This is a genomic window from Exiguobacterium sp. AT1b (genome assembly GCF_000023045.1).
Lineage (GTDB): Bacteria > Bacillota > Bacilli > Exiguobacteriales > Exiguobacteriaceae > Exiguobacterium.
Map to the genome: position 1 here is coordinate 1782456 of NC_012673.1, position 23083 is coordinate 1805538.

At 49.1% G+C, this 23083-nt stretch carries 16 protein-coding genes; 7 read left to right on the forward strand and 9 right to left on the reverse strand.

What is annotated here, in order from left to right; genetic code table 11:
• The first annotated feature begins 59 nt into the window (after positions 1-59).
• Positions 60-884, forward strand: coding sequence for a hypothetical protein (locus EAT1B_RS09240; RefSeq protein ID WP_015880302.1), 825 nt, complete (start codon positions 60-62; stop codon positions 882-884).
• On the opposite strand, the gene EAT1B_RS09245 is transcribed toward EAT1B_RS09240, so the two are convergent.
• Both EAT1B_RS09245 and EAT1B_RS09250 read right to left on the reverse strand, forming a co-directional pair.
• On the reverse strand, positions 850-1500 hold the full coding sequence (locus EAT1B_RS09245; RefSeq protein ID WP_015880303.1) for a C39 family peptidase: 651 nt from the start codon (positions 1498-1500) through the stop codon (positions 850-852). The genes EAT1B_RS09240 and EAT1B_RS09245 overlap by 35 nt on opposite strands.
• A gap of 73 nt (positions 1501-1573) precedes the next feature.
• The gene (locus tag EAT1B_RS09250) at positions 1574-2947 is read right to left on the reverse strand and encodes a YjiH family protein (protein ID WP_015880304.1); all 1374 of its coding nucleotides are present in this window, start codon (positions 2945-2947) and stop codon (positions 1574-1576) included.
• A 261-nt stretch (positions 2948-3208) separates the two neighbouring features.
• Here EAT1B_RS09250 and EAT1B_RS09255 point away from each other — a divergent pair, with 261 nt between their 5' ends.
• From EAT1B_RS09255 to EAT1B_RS09275, 5 genes are all read left to right on the forward strand, one after another.
• Complete coding sequence (locus EAT1B_RS09255; RefSeq protein WP_041917962.1) at positions 3209-4201, forward strand: LLM class flavin-dependent oxidoreductase; 993 nt, start codon at positions 3209-3211, stop codon at positions 4199-4201.
• 141 nt (positions 4202-4342) lie between these two features.
• A complete protein-coding gene (locus tag EAT1B_RS09260) occupies positions 4343-7510 on the forward strand; it encodes an EAL domain-containing protein (protein ID WP_015880306.1) in 3168 nt (1055 codons plus the stop codon).
• 2 nt (positions 7511-7512) lie between these two features.
• Positions 7513-8268 carry a hypothetical protein gene (locus EAT1B_RS09265; RefSeq protein WP_015880307.1) on the forward strand — a complete coding sequence of 252 codons (756 nt, stop codon included), beginning with the start codon at positions 7513-7515 and terminating at the stop codon, positions 8266-8268.
• Complete coding sequence (locus tag EAT1B_RS09270; protein ID WP_015880308.1) at positions 8256-9113, forward strand: MBL fold metallo-hydrolase; 858 nt, start codon at positions 8256-8258, stop codon at positions 9111-9113. The genes EAT1B_RS09265 and EAT1B_RS09270 overlap by 13 nt, the downstream gene beginning before the upstream one ends.
• On the forward strand, positions 9110-9544 hold the full coding sequence (locus EAT1B_RS09275) for a GNAT family N-acetyltransferase (RefSeq protein WP_015880309.1): 435 nt from the start codon (positions 9110-9112) through the stop codon (positions 9542-9544). The genes EAT1B_RS09270 and EAT1B_RS09275 overlap by 4 nt, the downstream gene beginning before the upstream one ends.
• A 22-nt stretch (positions 9545-9566) precedes the next feature.
• Here the strand turns inward: EAT1B_RS09275 and guaC are convergent, their stop codons facing one another.
• The 7 genes from guaC to EAT1B_RS09310 form a co-directional block, all read right to left on the reverse strand.
• Positions 9567-10550 (reverse strand): GMP reductase, encoded by a 984-nt coding sequence (gene guaC, locus EAT1B_RS09280; RefSeq protein WP_015880310.1) that lies wholly within the window; start codon positions 10548-10550, stop codon positions 9567-9569.
• 199 nt (positions 10551-10749) lie between these two features.
• Positions 10750-12810, reverse strand: a complete 2061-nt coding sequence (locus EAT1B_RS09285; protein ID WP_015880311.1) for a PAS domain S-box protein — start codon at positions 12808-12810, stop codon at positions 10750-10752.
• A 112-nt stretch (positions 12811-12922) separates the two neighbouring features.
• Positions 12923-14107: an MFS transporter gene (locus tag EAT1B_RS09290; RefSeq protein WP_041918118.1), complete on the reverse strand. Its 1185-nt coding sequence runs from the start codon at positions 14105-14107 to the stop codon at positions 12923-12925.
• Between the two features lie 163 nt (positions 14108-14270).
• Entirely contained in the window at positions 14271-16280 is a 2010-nt protein-coding gene (locus EAT1B_RS09295) for a catalase (protein ID WP_015880313.1), read from the reverse strand.
• A gap of 123 nt (positions 16281-16403) precedes the next feature.
• On the reverse strand, positions 16404-17057 hold the full coding sequence (locus EAT1B_RS09300; RefSeq protein WP_015880314.1) for a hypothetical protein: 654 nt from the start codon (positions 17055-17057) through the stop codon (positions 16404-16406).
• Positions 17058-17105: 48 nt separating this feature from the next.
• Entirely contained in the window at positions 17106-18308 is a 1203-nt protein-coding gene (locus EAT1B_RS09305; RefSeq protein ID WP_015880315.1) for an FAD-binding oxidoreductase, read from the reverse strand.
• A gap of 98 nt (positions 18309-18406) precedes the next feature.
• The gene (locus EAT1B_RS09310; protein ID WP_015880316.1) at positions 18407-21913 is read right to left on the reverse strand and encodes a lamin tail domain-containing protein; all 3507 of its coding nucleotides are present in this window, start codon (positions 21911-21913) and stop codon (positions 18407-18409) included.
• 372 nt (positions 21914-22285) lie between these two features.
• Between EAT1B_RS09310 and EAT1B_RS09315 the strand changes: the two genes are divergently transcribed.
• Complete coding sequence (locus tag EAT1B_RS09315; protein ID WP_015880317.1) at positions 22286-23047, forward strand: carboxylesterase; 762 nt, start codon at positions 22286-22288, stop codon at positions 23045-23047.
• Positions 23048-23083 lie beyond the last annotated feature (36 nt).

Sequence of the window (23083 nt, forward strand, 5' to 3'; positions counted from 1 at the left end):
ACTATAACGCATTTTATAAACTCTCGAAAGCGGGAAACGAACGGGAGAGGAGGGATGACATGGAGGCAGTACGACTGTTACAAGACGCAATCCGATTTCAACAAGCACTGTGCGACACAACGTTCGGGAAAGAATTGATTCAAGAGGCATCACCTGTCCTTTGGTACGGTCGACCTGGTCCGGATCAATGGCTGACCATCGGGACGAATCCGTCTCGCGGCGAGTTTTTACATCGTGACGGGACACCGAGAACGGGGCAACACCAAAAGTTCTATTGGCGGAACATACTCTCGTTTGACGATTACCTCGGAAATGAAGAGGCGCTGCAACAAACGCTCGAACGGGCATCGGTCTATTTCGAGTCGGGTCGCGCGACGACGAACTGGTTCGGGAAACCGCATGGCGCCAAACTCGAGGCACTCCTCAACGGGATGGGGCGTTCGTTCTATGATCATCCTGCAGCTGTCATCCACGTTGATTTTTTCAAGTTTGCGACATATGAACAGATGGGGAAGATGAGGACCGGGCGCCACTGGATGGAACATCCGACCTCAATCGAACTGTTGGAACGGACGATTGCGTACATCAAACCAATCCGTATCATCGTGCTCGGACGGGATAACTGTCGTGCCTTGAACGGTTTTTCAACAATCGGAAGACTGTCTGCATATCCCGCCGTCACCTATGAAATCGGACGCCATGATTCAGGTATCCCGATGATTGGCCTCCATATTAAGCCTTCAGAAGTGTTCGTTGGGCTCGGGAATGGTCGTGATTCAAACGGGCTACATTACGGGTCATACGCGAAGCGCGAGCACCTTTTAAAAATCGGAGAAGCGATTGACACGATTATGGACGAGTGGCTGGCGGATGGACGCGTGTGATGCTTCCCCAAAAGTTGAATTCGTTGAAGTCGATGTAGCGCACGTCCTTCGAACGATTATCGAGCACGGCTAACAAGATGACGTCCGGGAACCCCCGTTTTTCAAACTGTAAGTAGCCGACTCCCGTGACGGAATGATTTTTATAAAAGCCGTTCGCCATATTCAGCACAAACGGGCGTCCTGCTTTCAGCTCACGCTCAAACGTCGACCATTTCCAAAGATAGCGGGAACTGCCTCGACCGTCGTACCCGTATCGCTTCCACAGTTTCGTGATGATGGTGGCGATTTGTGTCGGCGGTGTCCCTTTCTCGTCTTTGAAATGGTGCCTGAAGGCGATCTCGCGCACATCTTCTTGGATCTGTGTCACATCATCTGGGATGTTCGCATACCCATGATCTCGATAGAAACGGAAGATGGCGGTGATCGACGTCAACGTACAGTTGTTCTTGCCGTTCTCGAACTGACGTTGGAGCAAGACGGGCACGCCTTCAATCTGTACAGAGCGCTTTAATGTCCAGCGTCCGTGATAACGATCGTTCACATAAGCTTCTGGGTCGATGATCCCGGCATAGCCGTTGTTCGCAACCTCGAGTTGTCCTGCAAATGGGTGCTCCATCTCGGTCTCCCTCCTTTTCTTTTAGTATACAAAGGACGCCCCATCTCATAAAAGAGAAAGGGCGTCGTTTTCGTTAAAAGACAAGATGTGCGATGCCGACGATGATCGGAAGGGTGATGAAGGTCCGTAACAAGAAAATCAAGACGAGGTCGAGGAATGAGATCGGCAATTTTGAACCGAGCAACAAGCCCCCGACTTCTGACATATAGATGAGCTGGGTAACCGACAACGTAGCGATGACAAAACGCGTCAATTCACTCTCGATGCCGCTTCCGAGAACGGCCGGCAAGAACATGTCGGCGAACCCGACGACCATCGTCTGAGCGGCTTCCGATGCCTCAGGCACTTGAAGGAGCATCAAGATCGGCTCGAACGGCTTCCCAAGGATAGTGAAGAACGGCGTGTATTCTGCGATGACGACCGCAATCGTCCCGACCGCCATGACGACAGGGAGGACGCCGATCCACATATCGAGCACGTTTTTGAAGCCGTCTTTGAGTGTCTCTAGGAAACTTTTACTCGAACGTGACTTTTGTAACGCCTGAATTAACGCCCATCTGCCGAGTGACACGTTCGCCGGGACTTCTTCTTCTGGTTTGAGCTCGGTCTTCTCATAAGCCGTGTCTGCCTTTTTAGATAACGGATAAATTCGTGGCATGATGAGAGCGGCGACTAGTCCGGATAAGACGATGGCTCCGTAGTAAGGCAAGAAGTATTGGTCGAGTTCGACATACTGTAAGACGACGATGGTGAAGGTGATGGAGACGACGGAGAATGTCGTCGCAATGATCGACGCTTCCCGTTTCGTGTAATAACCTTCCTCATACTGTTTGGTCGTCAGTAGAATCCCGATCGTCGCATCTCCGACCCATGAAGCGAGCGAGTCAAGTGAGGCGCGCCCTGGCAAGCGGAAGAGCGGACGCATGATCTTCATCAAGAACGTCCCGACGAACTCGAGAAGTCCGAAGTTTAATAAGAGCGGTAACAACATACCGGCAAAGAAGAATGTTGCAAATAGGATTGGAATCAAATCAAAGAGCAATAAGCCCCCTGTAAATTCTGACGTGATCATCTCTGGTCCGAGTGTAAGTAGCGTCATGACCCCGGCAATGAAACCGATCACGCGCATGACGAACCAAAACGGTGTCACGCTAAACAATGCGTTGATGGATGGTCGCTCCATCATAAAAGCAGGACGTGCCGTAAAGAGTAATAATGAGCCGACAATCGAAATCCCCATCATGATGACGGCGAGTGTCGGGACGAAATCCCCAATCCAGTCAATCAGCAGATTGGATAAGAAGGCGACTGGAATCGTGAAGCCTTCCTCTGATGAGATTGGTACGATGAAAAACATGATCCCGATAAGTGATGGAATCAAGAACTTAAAGAAGTCTCGACTCGAAAAAGAAGATTTCTTTCCGTCTGGTGTTGATGAACCATTCATGATGCATTCCCCATTTCCCCGAAGTGTTTTTGCTGTCTATGTATCCCCATTACACATCCAGCCGTTGTTAAAACGTATTTCTTTCTTAGTATAAAAAATATGACCAGGTGCTATCAACAACATGCGGAAATTTTCTGAAAAATACAAGGTTAAACACTAGGCAAAACATTCGTATTCCATCAAACCATTTAGTATGATGACGGCGAGTCCAACAAATTCAAGATATTTAGAAACTTCATTATAGAGATAGGAGAATGCATGATGAGATTGAGTGTGTTAGACCAGGCGCCGGTCACGTCGGGTCATACAGGAGAACATGCGCTGAACAGCGCGGTCGAGCTCGCGCAAGTCGCAGAGGAGTTAGGATATTACCGCATGTGGATGGCGGAGCATCATGGGGGCATGTCGTTCGCCAGCTCGGCTCCAGAGGTCATCACGGCCTATCTGGCAGCTAAGACGAACAAGATTCGTCTCGGGTCCGGCGGCATCATGATGATGCACTACTCGCCACTCAAGATGGCAGAGGTATTCAAGACGCTCAGCGCGCTCGCCCCAGGACGGATCGACTTTGGTGTCGGACGTGCGCCAGGCGGTGATGCGAACGCAATCTATGCGATGTCACAAGGGCAGAAGCCGATGATGGACGGACTTTACGAGAAGCTCGATACGACGCTTCAATTGATCAAAGATGAAGCACCTGAAGAGAGATGGTATAAGAACACGCCAGCAGCACCTACAGGCGTCACGCTACCGGAAGCATGGTTACTCGGTTCGAGTGGGAACAGCGCCGTGCAGGCCGGACGAATGGGGCTCGGTTATTCATTCGCTCAATTTTTTAATGGTGAACTGAGTGCCGATACGCTCGACACGTACCGTCACCATTTCACGCCGTCTGATTTCATGGAGAAACCGGACATCAGCGTCACGTATTTGGTCACGACAGCAGAGACGGAAGAAGAGGCGGAATATCTGGCCCGACCTTCTGATTTGTCGCGTCTTTTCTTGATGCGTGGTCAATTGAGACAGCTGTTGAGTCCGGAAGCGGCCCACGACTATCCGCTCACGGAGGTCGATAAAATTCACATCGCCAACAACCGAGCCATCCACCTCGTAGGAACGCCGAAACAAATCGCGGAACAGTTACGGGATGAATCGGAACGCTATGGTTTCGATGAAGCGATGATTTGTAGCATCCAGCATAAGCAGGAAGATCGCCTGAACGTCTATCGTCTCTTAGCGAACGAATTGCTTTAACCTGAAGAGCACCTTCTCAAATATGAGAGGGTGTTTTTCTATAAGAGAAAAACGTTTTCCCATTTTTTCAAAGGTTTTCTCCATAGTTTGAGCGAAACCAACTACACTATAAGAAAAAGGAACAGGTGGAGGGATAATACGATGCAACGGATGAAAGGCGACCCAAATTATCTATTCGAGCTGTTCACACGCTTGTATCGGATGGTATTTCTAATGGAGGTGACGGAGAACGGCTATCGCTACGTGAATGTGAGCGAACAGGGGAAGGTGGCCTCTTCGCTTCCAAGTGATGTAGAAGGTCGATATTTACATGAGATGTACCGCTCAGAAGTGGCCGATGAATTGATTGGACATTATGATGCAGTCGTTGAAACAGGGGAACCGGTCTATTTCATGTCGCAAATGAACATCGACTCCAATACGGCCCGTTTCGCTTCTTCTATGCTTGTACCGATTGAAGATGAGGCTGGTCTTGTTCGTTATGTCCTTAGTTTGACAACTGATTTATCCGAGGAAGCGGAAATCAAATTGTTACGAAGTATCGAGCACATGGACTATTTGACGGGCATGCCGAATCTGATGAAAGTCAAATTAGAACTTGATCAACTGTTCGAGCAACATGACACCGAAGAGACGAGTGTGATGCGTCTCCACATCAATCGTTTCAAGATGATGATGTCGCTCCAAGGAGTGGAACGCTCGAACCAATTGATAAAAGACATCACACGTCAATTGGCGAATACGCTTCCGAAAGGTTCCATCATCGGTCGGGTAGATGGTGAGGATTTTATCGCCGTGTTGCCTCACGTTCCAATCCAATTGGCCTATATGTATGCCGAGCATCTGCTCGACGTGATTTCTAGTCACTCCTATCAGGTGGCAGATGCGGAATTCCCATTATCAAGTTGTATCGGAATCGGTGCCGGCACGGCGGATGCCGACCGAGTCATCATGAACGCCTCGACCGCTCTACTCGAAGCACGTCAGACGGGAAATCAAACGATTCATTTATATGAACATGATGAGTATGTGCAGCGTTACATCGATGAGATGATGATTGAAACGGAACTGGTCAAAGCGTTGAAGCTAGACGAGTTATACATGGTGTATCAACCGAAAGTATCGATGGACGGGGCGATTCATTTTGAGGCGCTCATTCGCTGGGAGAGTCCTGTTCTCGGATTCGTTTCACCTGAAACGTTCATTCGTGTGGCCGAACAGTCACTCTTGATTGAAGACGTGACACGATTCGTCATGAATCAGGTATGTCAGGACGTGTCGTCGCATCCCGAGCAGTTTGCAGGGCGCCGTGTAGCCGTGAATGTCTCACCGAATTTATTTCATGAGCATCATATGAATGAACTGGTTGCCATCATTGCATCGTACGGTCTTGTGCCGGAACAATTTGAGTTTGAGGTGACCGAGCACACGTTGATGCATGAACCGGTCGCGGCCATCAAAACGGTCGAATCGCTCAAACAACAAGGATTTCGACTGTTGATTGATGACTTTGGGGTCAGTTATTCCTCGTTGAATTATTTGAAGTTGTTCGAGATTGATGGAATCAAGATCGACCGGTCGTTCGTCGCGCAACTCGATCAGGAGAGCGGCATGAAAGAGTATGAAATCGTCAAACTGATTGTCTCGTTGGCCAAAAAGCTAGAGTTAGAGGTGACGGCTGAAGGTGTGGAGACGGAAGAACAATATCGGATCTTACGTCAGCTCGGCTGTGATGAGATTCAAGGGTATTTCTTCAGTCGCCCGATGCCGCTCGCGGAGTTAGAAGAGGCCCTCGGAATCTTGTATTCCCATCAGATGATGTTATCGAAGATCGAGCAGCCTGCGCAGTTGTTGCAACCTTCTCTAGATGAACGTGAATTGCAACGACTCAAAGCGATCTTGCGCTTGGAAATTTTAAATACGCCACAAGAGGAACGGTTTGACCGGATCTCCCGATTGGTCGCACAGACCTTCCAGATGCCAATCGCCTTCATTTCCATCATGACGACAGACCAACAATGGTTCAAATCGTGTGTCGGTATCGAGCTCGAATCCGCTCATCTCAAACGGGAATGGACGTTATGTAATCGCGTTGTCACATCGGAGTCTCCGCTAGTGATTGAAGATATTGCAGCAGAGGCGATTGAAAGTGACAGTCCTTGGATTGACCGAATCGCATTTTATGCAGGTGTACCGCTGCGGACGAAGCAAGGTCACGTCATCGGCACACTTTGCGTAGTAGATGGGCAGGCGAGAACGTTCTCAGAAGAAAACTTGAAGGCGCTCGAATCGTTTACGCATTGGGTCATGACAGAGATTGAGCACACGGAAGTTTCAAGAAGACAAATCACTCGACAACAATCAATCGAGGCATTGTATGAAGCGACGGCATTGCGTGTACCGTTCCAAGACCAATTGGCCCGGGTTCAAGAAATTTTATTGGAATGGGTCGGTTACTCCCACGCGGTCATCTTCTCGATTGAACCTTCGCATCGTCTTCTAGTGGAGAATGGGGTCTCTCGTTTGACTTGGGGGGAAGAAGAACTGCATTCCCTACATCAACTGACAACGGTCGGCGCACAAACGCTTCAGGAAGGAGATTTGATTGTAGACGGTATCGAATTCACGAGGCTTGTCAGTTTTCCTTTGACGCATGCGCATCAAGTGTTTGGCTGGGTCGTTCTTCTCTCGGAGCAAGGCAACTTGAATGATCATCTCGACGAGGAAACGTTGCAAGAGTTGACTGGGACGGTACGGTTGCTTGCACGATGGATGGAGAACGGGATTCGAAAGGAACGGAAACAACGCGAGATGATTCGAATCGCAAAACAAGATCAACTGACCAAACTGTATAATCGTCATACGCTCACGACCGATTTATACAAAAAGATGCACCGGACGCCATCGATTACATTGATACTCGTCAATTTAGACGATTTTACAAGAATCAACAATCAGTATGGGCACATGATAGGGGATGAAGTATTAATTGAAATCGCACAACGATTAAATGAATTCGTCCAGCGTGTTGGTGGTCAAGTCTACCGTTTCTCAGACGATGAATTTGTTTTGGTGCAAACGGGTCCACTAAGTGGGGTTGAGCAGATTAATGAAGTTATTTCCCAGGGAATACACGCGTCGAATGGTGAAGTCATTCATCTTACAGCAAGTGTTGGCGTCACCCTGGTCCAGTCGACCGACACCGTCGATTCGATTCTTCAACAAGCAGATGCAGCCATGTATATTGCAAAGAACAATGGAGGAGATCAGTGGTTTCAGTATGATGGATATTCGGATAAGGAGATTTGAGGATGGGGAAATTATGGTTGATTGAAGGATTACCGGGAAGCGGGAAATCTACGTTTGCCGAGAGGCTACAAGATAAACGAAATGGGAAGTTCTATTCGGAAGTAGATGCGTCACACCCGGTAGATGTGCATGATGTCTATTGGGTCGAGGAGAAACCATCAACTGGTCGTATTCTTGATGAAATCGAGGGGGGATGGCTCGTCCGTTATGATGATGGTGATGAACGTGCCGGAACGGACGTCTACGAGTTGCCTTTCGCTCTTCACACACGAATCATGTGCGAACGCTGGCGGCGGTATGTTCAAAAGGTGGAGAGGGAAGAACAGGACGTCATCTTTGAATGTGCGTTGCTCCAAAATCCTTTCACGATTGGAATGGTTTCTCAAGACGTTCCGTTAGCGGATATGGAAACATACGTTCAAGAAGTCGCGGACATCCTAAAACCGATTGATCCGATAGTCGTTTATTTGGCGTTGAATGACGTCGCACGCATTTTTCCAATCGTATATGATGAACGACCAATAGAATGGCAAGGCGGCTTTGTCGAGTATTATACGAGCGGTGCCTATGGCGTGAACCATAGTCGTGAGGGGGTAGTCGGGACGATTGAGATTTTAGTGGAACGTCAGCGTCGTGAACTCGAACTACTTGAACGACTCCCGCTTCGCCACGTTCAGATTCAAAACGATGAGAGACGTTCATTCGAAGAATTAACGAATATATTGGAAGAGGAGTCTGTTCGTTCATGCAAACTTTGATCAAACATTCGGATCGTTTTTGGTATATGACACCGGTCGACCGCACAGACCGACCGATTCTCGGTGCCGTTGTCGGCGATACGCATACGCTACTTATCGACGCGGGCAATTCCGTGTCGCACGCTTCATTCTTTTTAGAACAGCTAGAGAAACAAGGCCTCCGCGCGCCTTCAATGGTTGCGTTGACTCATTGGCATTGGGATCATATCTTTGGTTTACCTGCACTCGAAGGAAAGGTTTCCATTGCGAGTGAGGCGACAAAACAAGGGATGGAGAAACTCGTTCCGTATGCTTGGGATGATGTCTCGCTTGATGAGCGGGTGGCGCAAGGGATTGAAATCGAGTTTTGTGCACAGGCGATCCGAGAAGAGTATGGAGATACGCGCGATATCGAAATCGTATTGCCCACGCTGACGTTTCAAGAGTCGCTGACGCTCGACCTCGGTGGTGTTCACGTCGTGTTACGACATGTCGGAGGAGACCACGCGAAAGATGCGGTTGTCCTTTATGTTGTAGAAGAGCGGGTATTATTTTTAGGAGACGCGTTATACGCAGACATCTATTCTCCGACATGGCGAATGACTCCGGAAGAAACCCTTCGGTTGTTGAATGTATTGGAATCGTTTGATGCCCAACAGATTGTCTGGTCACACGGTGAGATGGTGAGTCGTGAAGCGTTCGCGGAAGATTGTCTTGCATTAAGACGAATTGCCACCATTTCGTGTGATTTCCCGGGAAATATCGATGGAATCACGCAGTCATATGCTTCACTCGTCAATCGTGAAGTCAATGAAGAAGAGGAAGAATTGATTTCGTTTTTTGTGAATGGGACGGTGGGAAGATGACACATACTATCACGCGAATTTATGAGGAAGACGAGACGTTCCAACAGTTTTTAACCACTCAATTACGTGAGTACAACAACGTTCGTTCGATTCACCATCGTGACATTCGTGAGGCGCACATACCGGCCATTCAGTTGAAAGTGGAGCAAGAAGGACGGGTGATCGCCGGCTTGTATGGGAGCGTGTATTGGGGGTGGTTCGATTTGGATCGCCTTTGGGTCGATGCAGACTTTCATGGTCAGGGCATCGGTAGTCAATTGCTTCAAGAAGGGGAGGCGTTAGCGAAGTCGCTCGGTGCGACGCGTGTGAAGCTGACGACGTTCTCGTTTCAAGCCAAGCCGTTTTATGAGCGATTCGGCTACACAGTCGCAGGTATGCTACCGGACTACCCACCGGGATCGGATTACTACATGATGATGAAGGAACTATAAAAGGCGACACGAGGTCGCCTTTTTAATATACTTTATCCCCATTGAAGATTGAGTTTTTTACCATGACGTAGTCTACGGTGCGCAATGCCTCGAGACTGTCACCACCCGCGTAAGAAATCGCCGATTGGAGGTCTTGCTCCATCTCGGTCAATGTATCTTGCAATGCCCCTTTGTGTTCGACAAACATCTTTTTCCCCTCGACGTTCTTTCGCTCTCCTTTTTGGAACTCAGAAGCAGAACCGAAATACTCTTTCAGTTGTTTCCCGTCTTGCTCGAACGTTTCCCCCGGTGATTCATCGTGTCCGGCGAACAATGAACCGATCATGACCATCGAAGCGCCGAAGCGAATCGATTTGGCGATGTCACCGTGAGTACGGATGCCCCCATCCGCGATAATCGGTTTCGTCGCTGCTTTGGCACACCAGCGAAGTGCAGCCAATTGCCAGCCCCCGGTACCAAAACCTGTCTTGATTTTCGTGATACACACTTTACCAGGACCGATTCCAACCTTCGTCGCATCCGCTCCGGCATGCTCTAATTCGCGAACGGCCTCTGGTGTCCCGACGTTCCCCGCGATGACGAATGATCCAGGAAGATGGTGTTTGATATGCTGAATCATTCGGATGACCGCATTCGAGTGTCCATGCGCGATATCGATTGTAATAAATTCTGGCGTATGACCGGTCGATTTGAGCACTTCGATAAACCCATACTCTTCATCTTTCACGCCGACACTGATGGACGCATACAAACCACGCTCATGCATGTCTTGGATAAACGCCAGGCGCGTCTCTGGATTGAAGCGATGCATGATGTAAAAATACCCGTTCTTGGCCAGCATCAATGCGACCTTTTCATCGATAATCGTCTGCATGTTAGCCGGAACGACCGGTAAACGGAACGTGAAGCCCCCGAGCTCGACGGTCGGATCACATTCCGAACGACTGTCGACAATACATTTTGCAGGAATTAATTGAATATCTTCATAATCAAATACTTTATCCATATATCGCACCCCTATTCACGAACATTAGCGTATTGAACAATAAAAAACTTCGCCCATTCGGTAATATAACGTGAATAGAGTCTAAAGTCAAAGGATAACTTAATCAAAATGAGCTAAAAATGAATAAAATTTAATTTATTTATGTTTAATGTTCGGATTTAGGAGTTATTTCCGATGTTTCACGTGAAAAAAGAACCACTTATCGGTGGTCCTTTGCGAGTGCATATTGATTTCGTCCGCCTGCTTTGGCTTCATAGAGAGCGAGGTCGGCACGTTTTAGTAACTGCTTGATCGATAGTCCTTTCACATATCGCGCACCCCCGACACTTGAAGTCGTGATGAACGTATGTTGGTCGATTTCCCATGGACGCTGAAGTGCTTGAATGATTTTCTCTGCAACCCGATGTAGGGCACAGGGATCGTTGAAGCGAATGAGAACGGCAAACTCGTCACCGCCAAGTCTCGCAATCATATCTTGTTTGCGAAGCACGGAGGTCAATCGACGAGCGAGTTGTCGCAAGAGCTCATCGCCCACATCATGACCGAATGTATCGTTGATTTGTTTGAACCGGTCGACGTCAAGGGCGAGGACGGCCAATTCACCTTGCTCGAATTCGGTTCGATCGATCGCTTCCTCGAGGTAGGCGAGGAAGAAACGACGGTTCGGTAAATCGGTCAGCGTGTCATGATACGCCAAATGTTTCAGCTGTTTCTCGAGCGCCTTTCGCTGCATGATTTCTCGGCTGACCGTCAAGTAGTGAAGGAGATGTCCGGACTCATCATAGATGGCCTGAATTTTCGTTTCGAGCCAAATCCAGCGCTGATCAGCATGAAAATGACGGAACTCAAGGGTCAAGGACACGTCTTGTTCCTTCATTTCTTTCAACTGTCCTCTGACGATGTGGATGTCGTCCGGATGGATATAGTCGAGCGTATTCTTCCCTTCGTAATACCCGGCCGCGAAGCCGAGCACGGTACGGTGAGAAGGGGATGCATAGCGAACGGTACCATCCCGCTCTAGTATGCAGACGAGGTCGCTCATGTTTTCTGTGATCAATCGATATTGTAACTCACTTTGTCTTAACGCTTGTTCCATTTCACGTTTCTCCGTGACATCACGCAAAATCGTTAAGACGGCCGTTTCGCCCTCATAATCGATGAGAAGGCTACTGATATCCATCTGGAGCTTGTCTCCACTCGGTGTCATGATGACCATTTCCGTGTCTTGGACGGGGCCTCCGAGCTCGAGAGAGGCAAGTCGTTGACGGGTGGACTGATGATACTCTTCTGCGATGAATGAAAAAATCGATTCACTCTCTAGATAGGTTTCTCCGATTGTGGCGAGTGCCATCGCGTTCGCATATATAATCTGTCCTTCCTGATGCACAATGATGCCTTCCGGAATGGTTTCAATCAACTGACGGTAACGACGTTCGCTTTCGACCGTGGCACGCTCAGCATTCTTCTCTGGCGTCAAATCAATGATGATCGCAAACAGGCCGGTGATGTTACCGCCGACCTCGATTGGAATGTTGAGGACGGTTAAGTCGAGTCGTTCACCGGATTGATGTTCAGCATAAATGGAATACTTGTGTGGAATCCCAGACAGCGTGAATTGTAACCCTTTCCTGACCCGAGACCGCTCACACTCGGGAAGCCAATTTAGGAACGGTTGGTGAAGCATATCTTGTTCCTTATGACCCGTGATGACCGTGACGGCCGGGTTGACGGATTTGATGTTCAAATGATGGTCGAGTACAAAGATGCCATGTGGAGAATAACGTCGTAGCGACTCGTGATGATCTTTTAAAATCGACAATTCGAGTTCGCGACGCTTCCGTTCCGTCACTTCACGAACGACGGAGACGATATGGGTACAGTTCCCCTCATCATTGAAAATCGGAGTCACTTCTGACTCGAAATAATGAAGGGGGAGCGTCAATACATCATCCGCCTCGACCGTATCCGTATAAAAGGAGTCAGCAAGACGGTAGTCTTCATAGACGACACTCTTTTTTGTACGAATCGCTTCATCGTAATACTGCGTAATAAGTTTAGCGGTCTCGGTCGGGACCAACTCATCGATGGTCTTCCCGACATCCGCATCTGACCAATTGATGGCCCGTTTCCCAGGCTCATTTACGAAGACGTAGCGATATGCTGAACCATCGACTTCCATAAAGAACACATAGTCTGAAATTTTATCGAACGTCCGTAGTAAAATCGATGCGTTGGATTGAAGTGTTTGGTCAGCTTTCATCTCGTCTCCCTCATTTCGTTCATTCTATTTTTAACACGTCATTTTTATCTTACCGCATCATTCGACCAAATGTGTGAACTTTCAAAAAAAGACGGGATGTACGTACATCCCGTCAAGCAGCTTCGTTCAGTTGTTTTTGTTCGTTCCGTCCGTTCATGACGTAATACAAGAAAATGGTAAAGAGAACGACGCCTGAAAGAATCAAATAAAGGGTCGAGAAGCCTGTCAACGGAATCAACAACCCGATGAAATAGGGGCCGAACCCTAGACCGGCATCAAGTGCGATGAAGAAGGTCGATGTCGCCATCCCCATTCGGTGAGGTGGAGACGCCTTGACGGCGATTGCTTGGGTGCCAGATTGGATATTCCCGAAGCCTAATCCGATTAACGCACCGGCAAGTAGAAGCATCCAACCGCTATTCGCCTGGCTGAGCACGAGCAGTCCGATCGCGAAGATGGCGATTGCCGGATACATGACGACGTTCGCTCCGCGCGCGTCCATCAATTTTCCTGTGATTGGTCGTGATAACAGAACGGCGACCGAATAGACGAGGAAGAAGATACTCGCTGCCTCGATCAAGTCGAGTTCACTCGCGTAGAAGTTGATGTAGGACAAGACACTCGAGTAGCTTAGTGCGGCCATCCCGATAATCAAGGCAATCGGGAGCGCTTTTGGTTCGACGAACGATTTTAAAGAGAATCCACGCACGACTTCCGGTGCGTCGACTTCCGGTACATTCACAAAGAACGTACTCGCCAAACTGATGACCCCGATCACAAAGCAAAGGCCGAAGATGACGGTGAAGCTCGTGTGTTGGCTGAGGAGTAATCCGACGAAGGGCCCGATGGCTGTCGCCAGAGTAGAACTCATGCTGTAGTAACCGATCCCTTCACCTTTTCGAGTCGCGGGAATGACTTGCGCGACGATGGTTCCAGTTGCCGTACTCGATAATCCCATCCCGAGTCCGTGTACGAACCGTGTCAGTAATAAGAAACCGACACCCCAATGGACGAAGTACAATAAAATCGTGGCGGTGAAAAAGACGAGCCCGATATAAAGTGTCTTCTTCCGACCGATTGAATCGATCAGTCGACCGATGAACAAGCGCCCGGTCAGCGTCCCGATGATGAAGATGCCGGTGACGAGTCCTGCTTGACTCGTGGTCGCCCCGTACGACTCGACGGCATGCACCCCGATGGTGACCATCAATAAGAAAAAGATGAGCGTCAGGAAGAAGTTGATGAGCGAGATGATTAAAAAGTCTCTCGTCCAAAGTTTTTGAATAGGTTGTTGCATCATACGTGACGCCTCCTTTTCTTCAAATTCGAATAGTTAATAAACATAACTAAAAGAGTATACCAAATCAAATTAGGATTGTCCGAGATGATGCACTGCATGCAGTGAATGACAGACATGAAAAAAACTCGACTCGGGAATCGAGTCGAGTCAAGTGACGTCGTTAGGCACGGTCCCAGAATCGGGCAGTCGCAATCCCATCGATGAACGCATTGAATCCATCGAGGTTATGCTCGTCAAACGTGAAGACACCAGGCTGATCTTGCTTCACGCGACATGTGGCGAGTGCCTCTTTATGGTGTACGTGTAGGGCGAGCGGCTTATAGTGTTTGTACGTGTTCTCGATAAATTCGAGCACATCATCCTCGACAGTCGTCGCGGCACTCACTAAGAAGGCAGCATCGAAGAGGCTCGAGTCGACCGTATCGTACGTCTCCTTCACCTTCAGGTCACCAAGCATATACGCCTTCTTGCCGACGAGGCTGTAGTTGACGTTGTGATCGGCGAGCGTCTGCACCCACTGTTTCACCTGGTTCGCATCCACGTCACCTGCAAGGAGAAGGGCGACGCTCTTCGTATCGGGCTTTTTGATCGTGTTCGCCATCGAGAGGGCAGGGGACGTCTTATCTGACTGGACCTCATTATTCTCTTCTGGCACATGTACTCCTAAGTTGTCGGCGACGACTTCAGCGAGATGACGATCGATGCGGTTCAATAAATCGACGGCGTTCTCTTTCACCATGTCCGACTCACATTTTCCGAGCTCAAAACTGCAGGCATCTTGGATGTGTTGTTTCTCGACATCGGTCATGCTGTTGTAGAAGAGCTTCGCCTGTGAGTAGAAATCAAGGAAGCTGTCACTACGTCCCCGAATCTTATGTCCATCGACTTTCTCTTGATAGTGCTCAAATCCACCTTGGTCGGCTGGTACGGGTTCAGGCTGATTGTTATTGAGCGCATTTTTATGATAGCTCGTCTGACCTTTATGGACGGCCATCTGATGCATCCCGTCCCGCTGGTTGTTGTGGAACGGACAAACGGGCTTGTTGATTGGGATCTGGTGGAAGTTTGGTCCACCGAGACGTGAAAGCTGCGTGTCCGTATACGAGAACAGACGACCTTGTAAGAGCGGATCGTTCGAGAAGTCGATTCCTGGGACGAGATGACCCGGGTGGAAGGCGACTTGTTCGGTTTCCGCGAAGAAGTTGTCGACGTTCCGATTGAGTGTCATCTTCCCGACGAGTTTCACTGGAATCTCCTCTTCCGGCCACAGTTTGGTCGGGTCTAAGATGTCGAAGTCGTAGTTGAACTCGTCTTCTTCCGGGATCAGCTGTAGACCGAGCTCCCATTCCGGATAGTCGCCTTTATTGATGGCTTCATACAAGTCGACACGGTGGAAGTCAGCGTTTTTCCCGACTGCCTTTTGGGCTTCGTCCCATACTTGTGAATGAACCCCGAGCTTCGGTTTCCAATGGAATTTGACGAAATGCGCTTTTCCTTCCGCATTTACAAGACGGAATGTATGCACCCCGAACCCTTCCATCATGCGTAGACTACGTGGAATCCCCCGGTCACTCATCGCCCACATGACCATGTGAGCCGTTTCATGGTTTTGTCCGACAAAATCCCAGAACGTATCGTGCGCGCTTCCTCCTTGCGGCACTTCCGTATGTGGCTCAGGCTTCACAGCGTGGACGAGGTCCGGGAACTTGATGGCATCTTGGATAAAGAAGACCGGGATGTTGTTTCCGACTAAATCGTAGTTCCCTTCGTCTGTGTAGAACTTCGTCGCAAAACCACGGACGTCACGGACCGTATCCGCGGATCCACGTGAGCCCTGGACGGTCGAGAAACGGACGAATACGGGTGTCGTCTTCGAAGGGTCGTTCAAAAAGTTCGCTTTTGTGAATTCAGCGAGCGGTTCATACACCTGGAACTCTCCATGTGCTCCTACGCCGCGAGCATGGACGATCCGCTCCGGAATCCGCTCATGGTCGAAATGGGTCATCTTCTCGCGGAAATGGAAATCCTCGATCAATGTCGGACCACGACGTCCTGCTTTCAGCGAGAATTCGTCTTCCGCCATCTTCAGACCTTGATTTGTCGTCAAGCCAGCTTGTTGTTCGTTATCAATCGTATGTTGTTTTAACTGCTCTTCTTTCTTGTTCCCCATGTGATTGCCTCCCTTAAGTATGACTGACCGTCGTAAGTCACCATTTGACCTACTGTATCGGTGTTCCCTAACGCCAATAAAAAAATCCCTCTTTTTCAAAAAAGAGAGATTTCACACAAACATTTATAATGCGGCCCATACATGCTGTTTCAATACGATTTGTTGTACCACTTTAGGGTCGAGTTCGTATTCAGTGGCAATGATGCGTGTCACTTTCGCTTTCGCATCGGGGTCATCAGGATTCTGCTTCGTATATTGATCTTGCCATGACCTCCAAATTTGAATTTCTGTATCGGTCAATTTGGTCGTCCATTCTTTTTCTCGAAGTTGCCAACCGAACATCATGTCGTCTGTTTGACCGGGTTCCACCCAGTCTGCGAGTCCATAGTCGCCTTCCGGAGCGAATACGGCTTCACCGAGTGGCGGTTCCGTCCCGATATAGGCAGCATCATCATAAAATCGTAACAAGGCGGCCTGGAACTGATCTGACTGTTTTACGTCATCGATGACGTCATGGCTGACGGATTGAAGCTCATCCGTACTCGGGTTCCCATGTACGACGATGTCGTATTCATATCGAATAACACCGTCTTGTTCGATTGGTGTACGTTCTTCAATCGTATATATTTCCTCGGAAATGGATGCTTGTTCAGCCTTTAACTGCGTCGTGGGGACGGATTCCTGCGGCCAGAACCAAAAGGCGCAGCCGAGAGGGACGAGGAATACGGCAAGACGACGTAGTCGGTACACCCTGTTTGATTTTCTTTTTTTCTTCAATCCAAAAACACTCCTTCAATGATGTAACAATCCCCGAAATGTCGGGGATTACGTTCGATCTAAACGAACGAGGTCCGCATCGGGATGCGACTGACCACGAACGAGAGCACTCAAAATACGAGAGCCAAGCATGCTATACACGGTCCCATTTCCCCCATATCCGAGCAAGTAAAACAAGTTTGGTCGATTCGGGTGCTCCCCGATGAACGGGAGTTGGTCCACCGACTCTCCAAACAAGGCGACCCAAGCATAATCGACTTCTAGGTCATACATCGGGAAGAGCTCGGCGATTTTTTCTTTCACTCGTTCCGCCCGATTGTTCATGAGCGCCTCATCGTGCGGTGTTTCGGCCTTGTCTTCGTCAAGCCCACCCGCGATAATTCGCCCGTCCGGAGTCGTGCGCAAATAGAGATATGGTCGTTTCGTCTCCCAAATGAGCGCGCGTCCTTCCCATTCGCTGAATTCGGCGATCGGATTCGTTGCGATGGCGTATGACCGATTCAAATCGATCCGATGGGAGTCGAGTAGGGGAGCTGGCCCATAACCTGTCGCAAAGATGACTTTATTCGCTTTAAATGTCCCGTTCGAGGTGAACACGATCCATCCATCACCATCAGACACGACCTCATCCACCGACGTCTCTTCAAAAATCGGGACATGTTGTTTCGATAAATGGCGGATGATTTGACGACTGAGCGTGAGCGGATTGACCTCGGCATCGCCTTTTGTGATGAGGGCCGCCGGTTTTTCAAATGGGAAGCGTTCACGTAGTGCCTCACGATCCAACCACTCCACATCAAAACCGTGTTTGGCTAGCATCTCATACTCACGTTGCAATTTGGCAACATCGTCCTCTTCACTCGCAAAACAAAGGCTGTCCCGTCGAATATATATATCGGATGCATCGACGTCTTTCGCCACCTGGTCGAGCGATTCGACCGCGTCGAGACATAATTGATAGAAGCGTACCGCTGCCGCTTCTCCAATTTTTTCTGCGAGTTCGTGTAACATGATGTCATTTGAATATTGAATTAAACCGGTATTTGCTGATGTGCTTCCTGTACCGACTTTTCGCCCATCGAGCACCGCAAAATCGACTCCATCCTGCTGAAGCGTATAGGCCGTCAACGTTCCAGACATGCCGGCTCCGATGACGAGTACGTCGTAATGCTCTTTTTTGTCAGGTCTTTCTAACACGACGTCCTCTGATTCGGTCGTTGGCCAATATAAGTCTCCGTTATACAATTCCATCGGGTTCATCCTCCATGATTCAGTATCTTCCTCTTTATCCCCGCTTCAAGAGAGGTGAAACCAAAAAACCGCAGACGATGTGTCTGCGGTTCAACATGTTATTTCTTGATGATGATTGATGAAGGAGAAGCACCTTTCGTGTATGTGATGCGTTGGACATGTTTCGCCCCACGAATCTCAGCAAGGTTTTTCCCGTCAACGATTACTTCTTTTACCGTCGCGCCTTTGAAGTCGATGATGGCACCGGCTTCGTTCGGTTTCACTTGAACGACGACATTTTTCAACGGTTCTCCTGTCAATTCCGTGTATACGCCACGAACGAAGATACCGTTTTTAAAGTTCGTGCCTTTTCCGATTGTCACGCCGATGTAATCCTCTTGAAGGACGAGGCGTGCCGCTGGATGATTTTCAACGGTATAGCGTGTCAATTCCACTTCTGCTTCCGGTGTGAAATCGATCTGCGCAAGGACTGGATCGTGGTCACTCGCACGACCTGACATCTCGGTGAAGTCCGAGTTGACGTGAATCATATCGATTTTCGTAGAAGCGGCCAAGCGGTTCGAGACGAGGATGTGATCGAGTACTTGTGAGTTCCCTTGATACACATACGAGTAACGGTCGACAGCCGGGACTTTCTCGACCATGTTCGTCATCAAGTCGCCTTTGAAGATTTGGAGCGCATCCGAGAATTCGAAATCGTTGAAGTCTCCGAGTGCGACGACGTTCGCTTCTGGATTTTTCGTCTTCACGTCTGCGACGAAGTTGTGGACGACTTGTGCGATTTTCTTACGTTGCACTTCACTTCCGAGTACGACCGGTTGTTGTGAACCGAAGAAGCCAGTGTCGCCACCTTTTGAGTTCCAATGGTTCGCGATCACGATGACGTTCTCGCCTTGGAAGTCGAATTGAGCAGCTAACGGTTTACGCGAACGTGAGAACGCTTCGTTCATCGGGTCGATGCGTCCCGGGTTGTGCGTCAATTTCCCATCGGCGTATCCGACGGCCGTCGTCGCGTCACCAGCAGGAATTCCCTCCGTCAATGACACGCGCTCAGGATCGTACAAGAAGCCGACACGGATGTTGGCATCCGGTGCACCACCGTCTTGGTTGTTCTCTGGGTCGATGTTGACGTATTTATACGTCTTCCCACCGACAGCGACAATGTTATCGATTAAGCGCTGATAGCTCTGGTCAGCGGCAGAACCTGCCCCTTTATCCTGTCCATCGTTGTCTTGTACTTCCGTCACACCGATGATGTCAGGGCTGTTCAATTCGTTGACGAACGCTTTCGCCAGTTTGAGTGCCTTTTCATCTGATGTTTCTTTGATGTTGTTCGAGAAGTTCTCTAAGTTATACGATGCAATCGTTAATTGATCTTCTTCTGCCTCGATGAATGTCTTCTCACGCTGCGCATCTCCTTTGACGAAGGCAGCTTTCATGTCTTCAAGTGAGGCTTGAATCTTATAGTTACCGAATGAATAGCCGACAACACCGACAATCGGTCCGTTGAAGCGGTCGCCCGTCGCGACATCGAATTCACGCGCTTCCGCGTTCGGCTCGAGACGGAACTGAATGCGTTCCGGGTTTGCGTCGTTCTTTTTCAATAAGACGCCCCCATTGTACGTCTCCGTTGGCGTATCTTCGAGAACAGTCACCAAATCACCGTATTCTTGTGGTCCGACCGACTTCAAGTTGTTCGTTTGAACACGCATCCCTTCAAGGCTCTCCCAGAAGTCGATGGCATCCTTCTCCGGGTTGAAGACGGCGAGGTTATCGCTGTCGATAAACTCAGTCGGAAGGTTTGAGGCATCGATTGTGATCGGAGTCGGAAGGGTGACGCCACTCGCGACGACTTCAACTTTTCCGTTGCGTGTATCGATTTGTGTCATCTTCATATCTGTCTGTTGACGGTCGCTGTATCCTTCGATCGCATACTCGCTCACTTTTCCGTTCACTTTGACGAGGTCACCGACTTGAATGCCAGCAATCGAACGTCCACCGTAAAGGACAATCCCTTCAGATGTCCGTGCATCGTCATCGGCCTCGGCGTCAGGAGTTTGAATGAAGTAATAGGTCGTCCCGCTCGAGACGAACGTAGACGTGACAATTCCTTCTACCCCTTCAACCGTCTGTCCGTTCATCGGAGCCGTGTGGTTCGCACCTTGGATGTCGTGAATACGAATCTTGTCTGTGATCTTATAAGAGAATGTTGAGACGGCGCTGAACGAGTCGCCTGTTTTCACGACCGTTTTCAATGTCGTCGAGTTTTCAATGCGGATTGGGTTTTCGTAACGAAGCCCATTCTCTTTTGGATCAGAGCCGTCGAGTGTATAGAAAATCTCAGCGTCTGCTGTCGTTGTCGAGAGCGTCACGTCTTGTGGACCAACGAATGTACCGGCACCTGGTTTCGCGACAGCCGGCCGAAGAACGGACGTATCGATAACCGTGTCCGCCGGGTCACGAGGGATGATTTGGTACGTATCGTCAAACTGTTGAACGATTCCTGTGATCGATGAATAGTTCACATCCGTCTGTAAATCAAGGATGCCTCGCTCGTCGCGAACGACGAACTCCTTCGTTCCGTCCGTCGCCGTCAAGTTCTGACCGCTACCTGTGAGTGTGACATTTTTGACGGTAACGAGTTCGGATTCGACGTCCTCGTTGATTTGTTCCCCTGTCAAGACTTGGGCAGTAGGAAGTGTTGCTGCTTGTTTTGAAACAACGACAGCGCTGTTCAATTGAAGAAGCTCACGGTACGAACCGACGACCCCTGTGACAACGACCTCGTCCCCGACGTTGACGGCAAGAGATGTCGGACGGATAGACAGACCACCTGTTGCGTCTTGAATGGAGATGGTGTTCGCTAATTTAGCCGTGACGACTCCTTTTACGGTGACCGTCTCATTTTCTGCCTTTGTTCGTGCATCAGCAATTGAAATTGGTGTGATTGGTGCAGGAGGCTCCGTTGTGCCGCCATCTCCGTATTCGACGCCTTGGAACGTATGTAACCCCAGATTGTCGAACGTGTCTTGTGGTGTCGATGACCATTCGACAGCCGGGTCGAAGGCATCACTGCCATCACTGTCTCCCTTTGTGACCGTGTCTTTACGAATGAGCGATTGGTCAGCAGTCGCAACGGTCGTTCCCCATTTTGTTCCTGGGTCGAAGCCGAGTTGACCGAAGACATCAAGAACCGTGTCTCCTTTTTTCAAGACAATCGTGTCATCCCCGTTGAAGTTCGTCACGGCGCTCGTCGTATCCGATTTCGCTTTCAATGCGTCTGAGGCACTGCCATTCACAATGACATATGTCGCCCCTGGTGCGAGGGTGCCAGTCAAATTCAATGTATTTCCGGCAGTCGTACCTCCGTTTGAATACAGTTCAATTTTGTAAGCGGAAAGGTCGATTGTCGCGTTCGTTCCGTTGAACAACTCGATGGCTTTATTGTTGCTCGATCCTTCTACGTACTCGGAAATGAAGAGGTCTGATGCGTTCAACGTCTCAGCGTTTACGTTTGCCGCAATCGGCGTCATGCTGCTGACGATGAGCCCTGCTGATAAGGCGAGGCCAGTGACTGCCTTAAATGATTGTGTTGGTTTCCCCATGTGTAAGTCTCCCTTAGATGTAATGGTCTAATCCGATTTCCCCAACTCGTGTCGTTATAAATAAGTGAATTTATATCCTCCCTTTTCAAAAAAACGAAATGATAGCGCTTACATTACTTTTCTTGTGACGAATCTCTTGAAAAATAATTCGTGTATTGTCAAAAATGGCACGTTCATTTCCCAAGTTTTTTACTACATGTTAAACATAACCAAGCAGACGTCAGAACTCAATCCACTAAATACGAAGTTATGATTACATTTTGATTACAAGGTAAATGTAGTCGGAAGAACTTGACGATTGGCTTGAGAACTCTTACACTCTTCTAATACGAATTAATTGTATCGGTTAAGTTGGAATTAAAGGAGGCACTAATGAAAGCAGTCAATTACCCAGTCATTCCTGGAGCAGGCGCATTTTATTATGAAGGAAACGGGATCGGTATTTTGCTTTGTCACGGCTTTAACGGGACACCTCAAAGTGTACAGGACGTCGGAATTGAGTTGATGAAGCAAGGGTTCACGGTCTATGCCCCGCGCTTGAAAGGGCATGGGACACATCCGGAAGACTTTCGATGTTCCACGCATCGATGTTGGTATAAAAGTGTGACGAAAGGAATCGAGCGGTTGCGCGAGTCGTGTCAGACGGTCATCGTCGTCGGTCAGTCAATGGGCGGAACGTTGGCACTCAAGGCTGCCCTTGAAGGGAAGGCGGATGCGATCGTGACGATCAATGCCGCTTTATCGGTACCAGGATATGCGTGTCATGCGTCGGACACCGAGTGTCGATTTATCGACGAAGACGCGCCCGACATCTTAGCAGACGGTGTATATGAGATTGTCTATGACCGTGTGCCTACAAGAGCGATTCGGGAATTGCTTTCGCTGATTGACGAGGTGCGACCGCACGTCGGAGCAGTTGATGTGCCGACGTATGTCATCCATTCTGCTGTCGACAACGTGGTGCCGCCTTCCGACTCCATCTGGTTGTTTGAGCAGTTACAAGGAACAAAAGAATACGCGGTGCTACCAAACTCGTATCACGTCGCGACGATGGACCATGATTGGAAGCATTTGTCGAAGCTGATCACGACCTTCTGTGAACAGGTTGGGGCGCGCCATCAAAATGCAGTGTAAAAACTGCATTTTTTTGTGGGCTGATTCTTTGCAAAC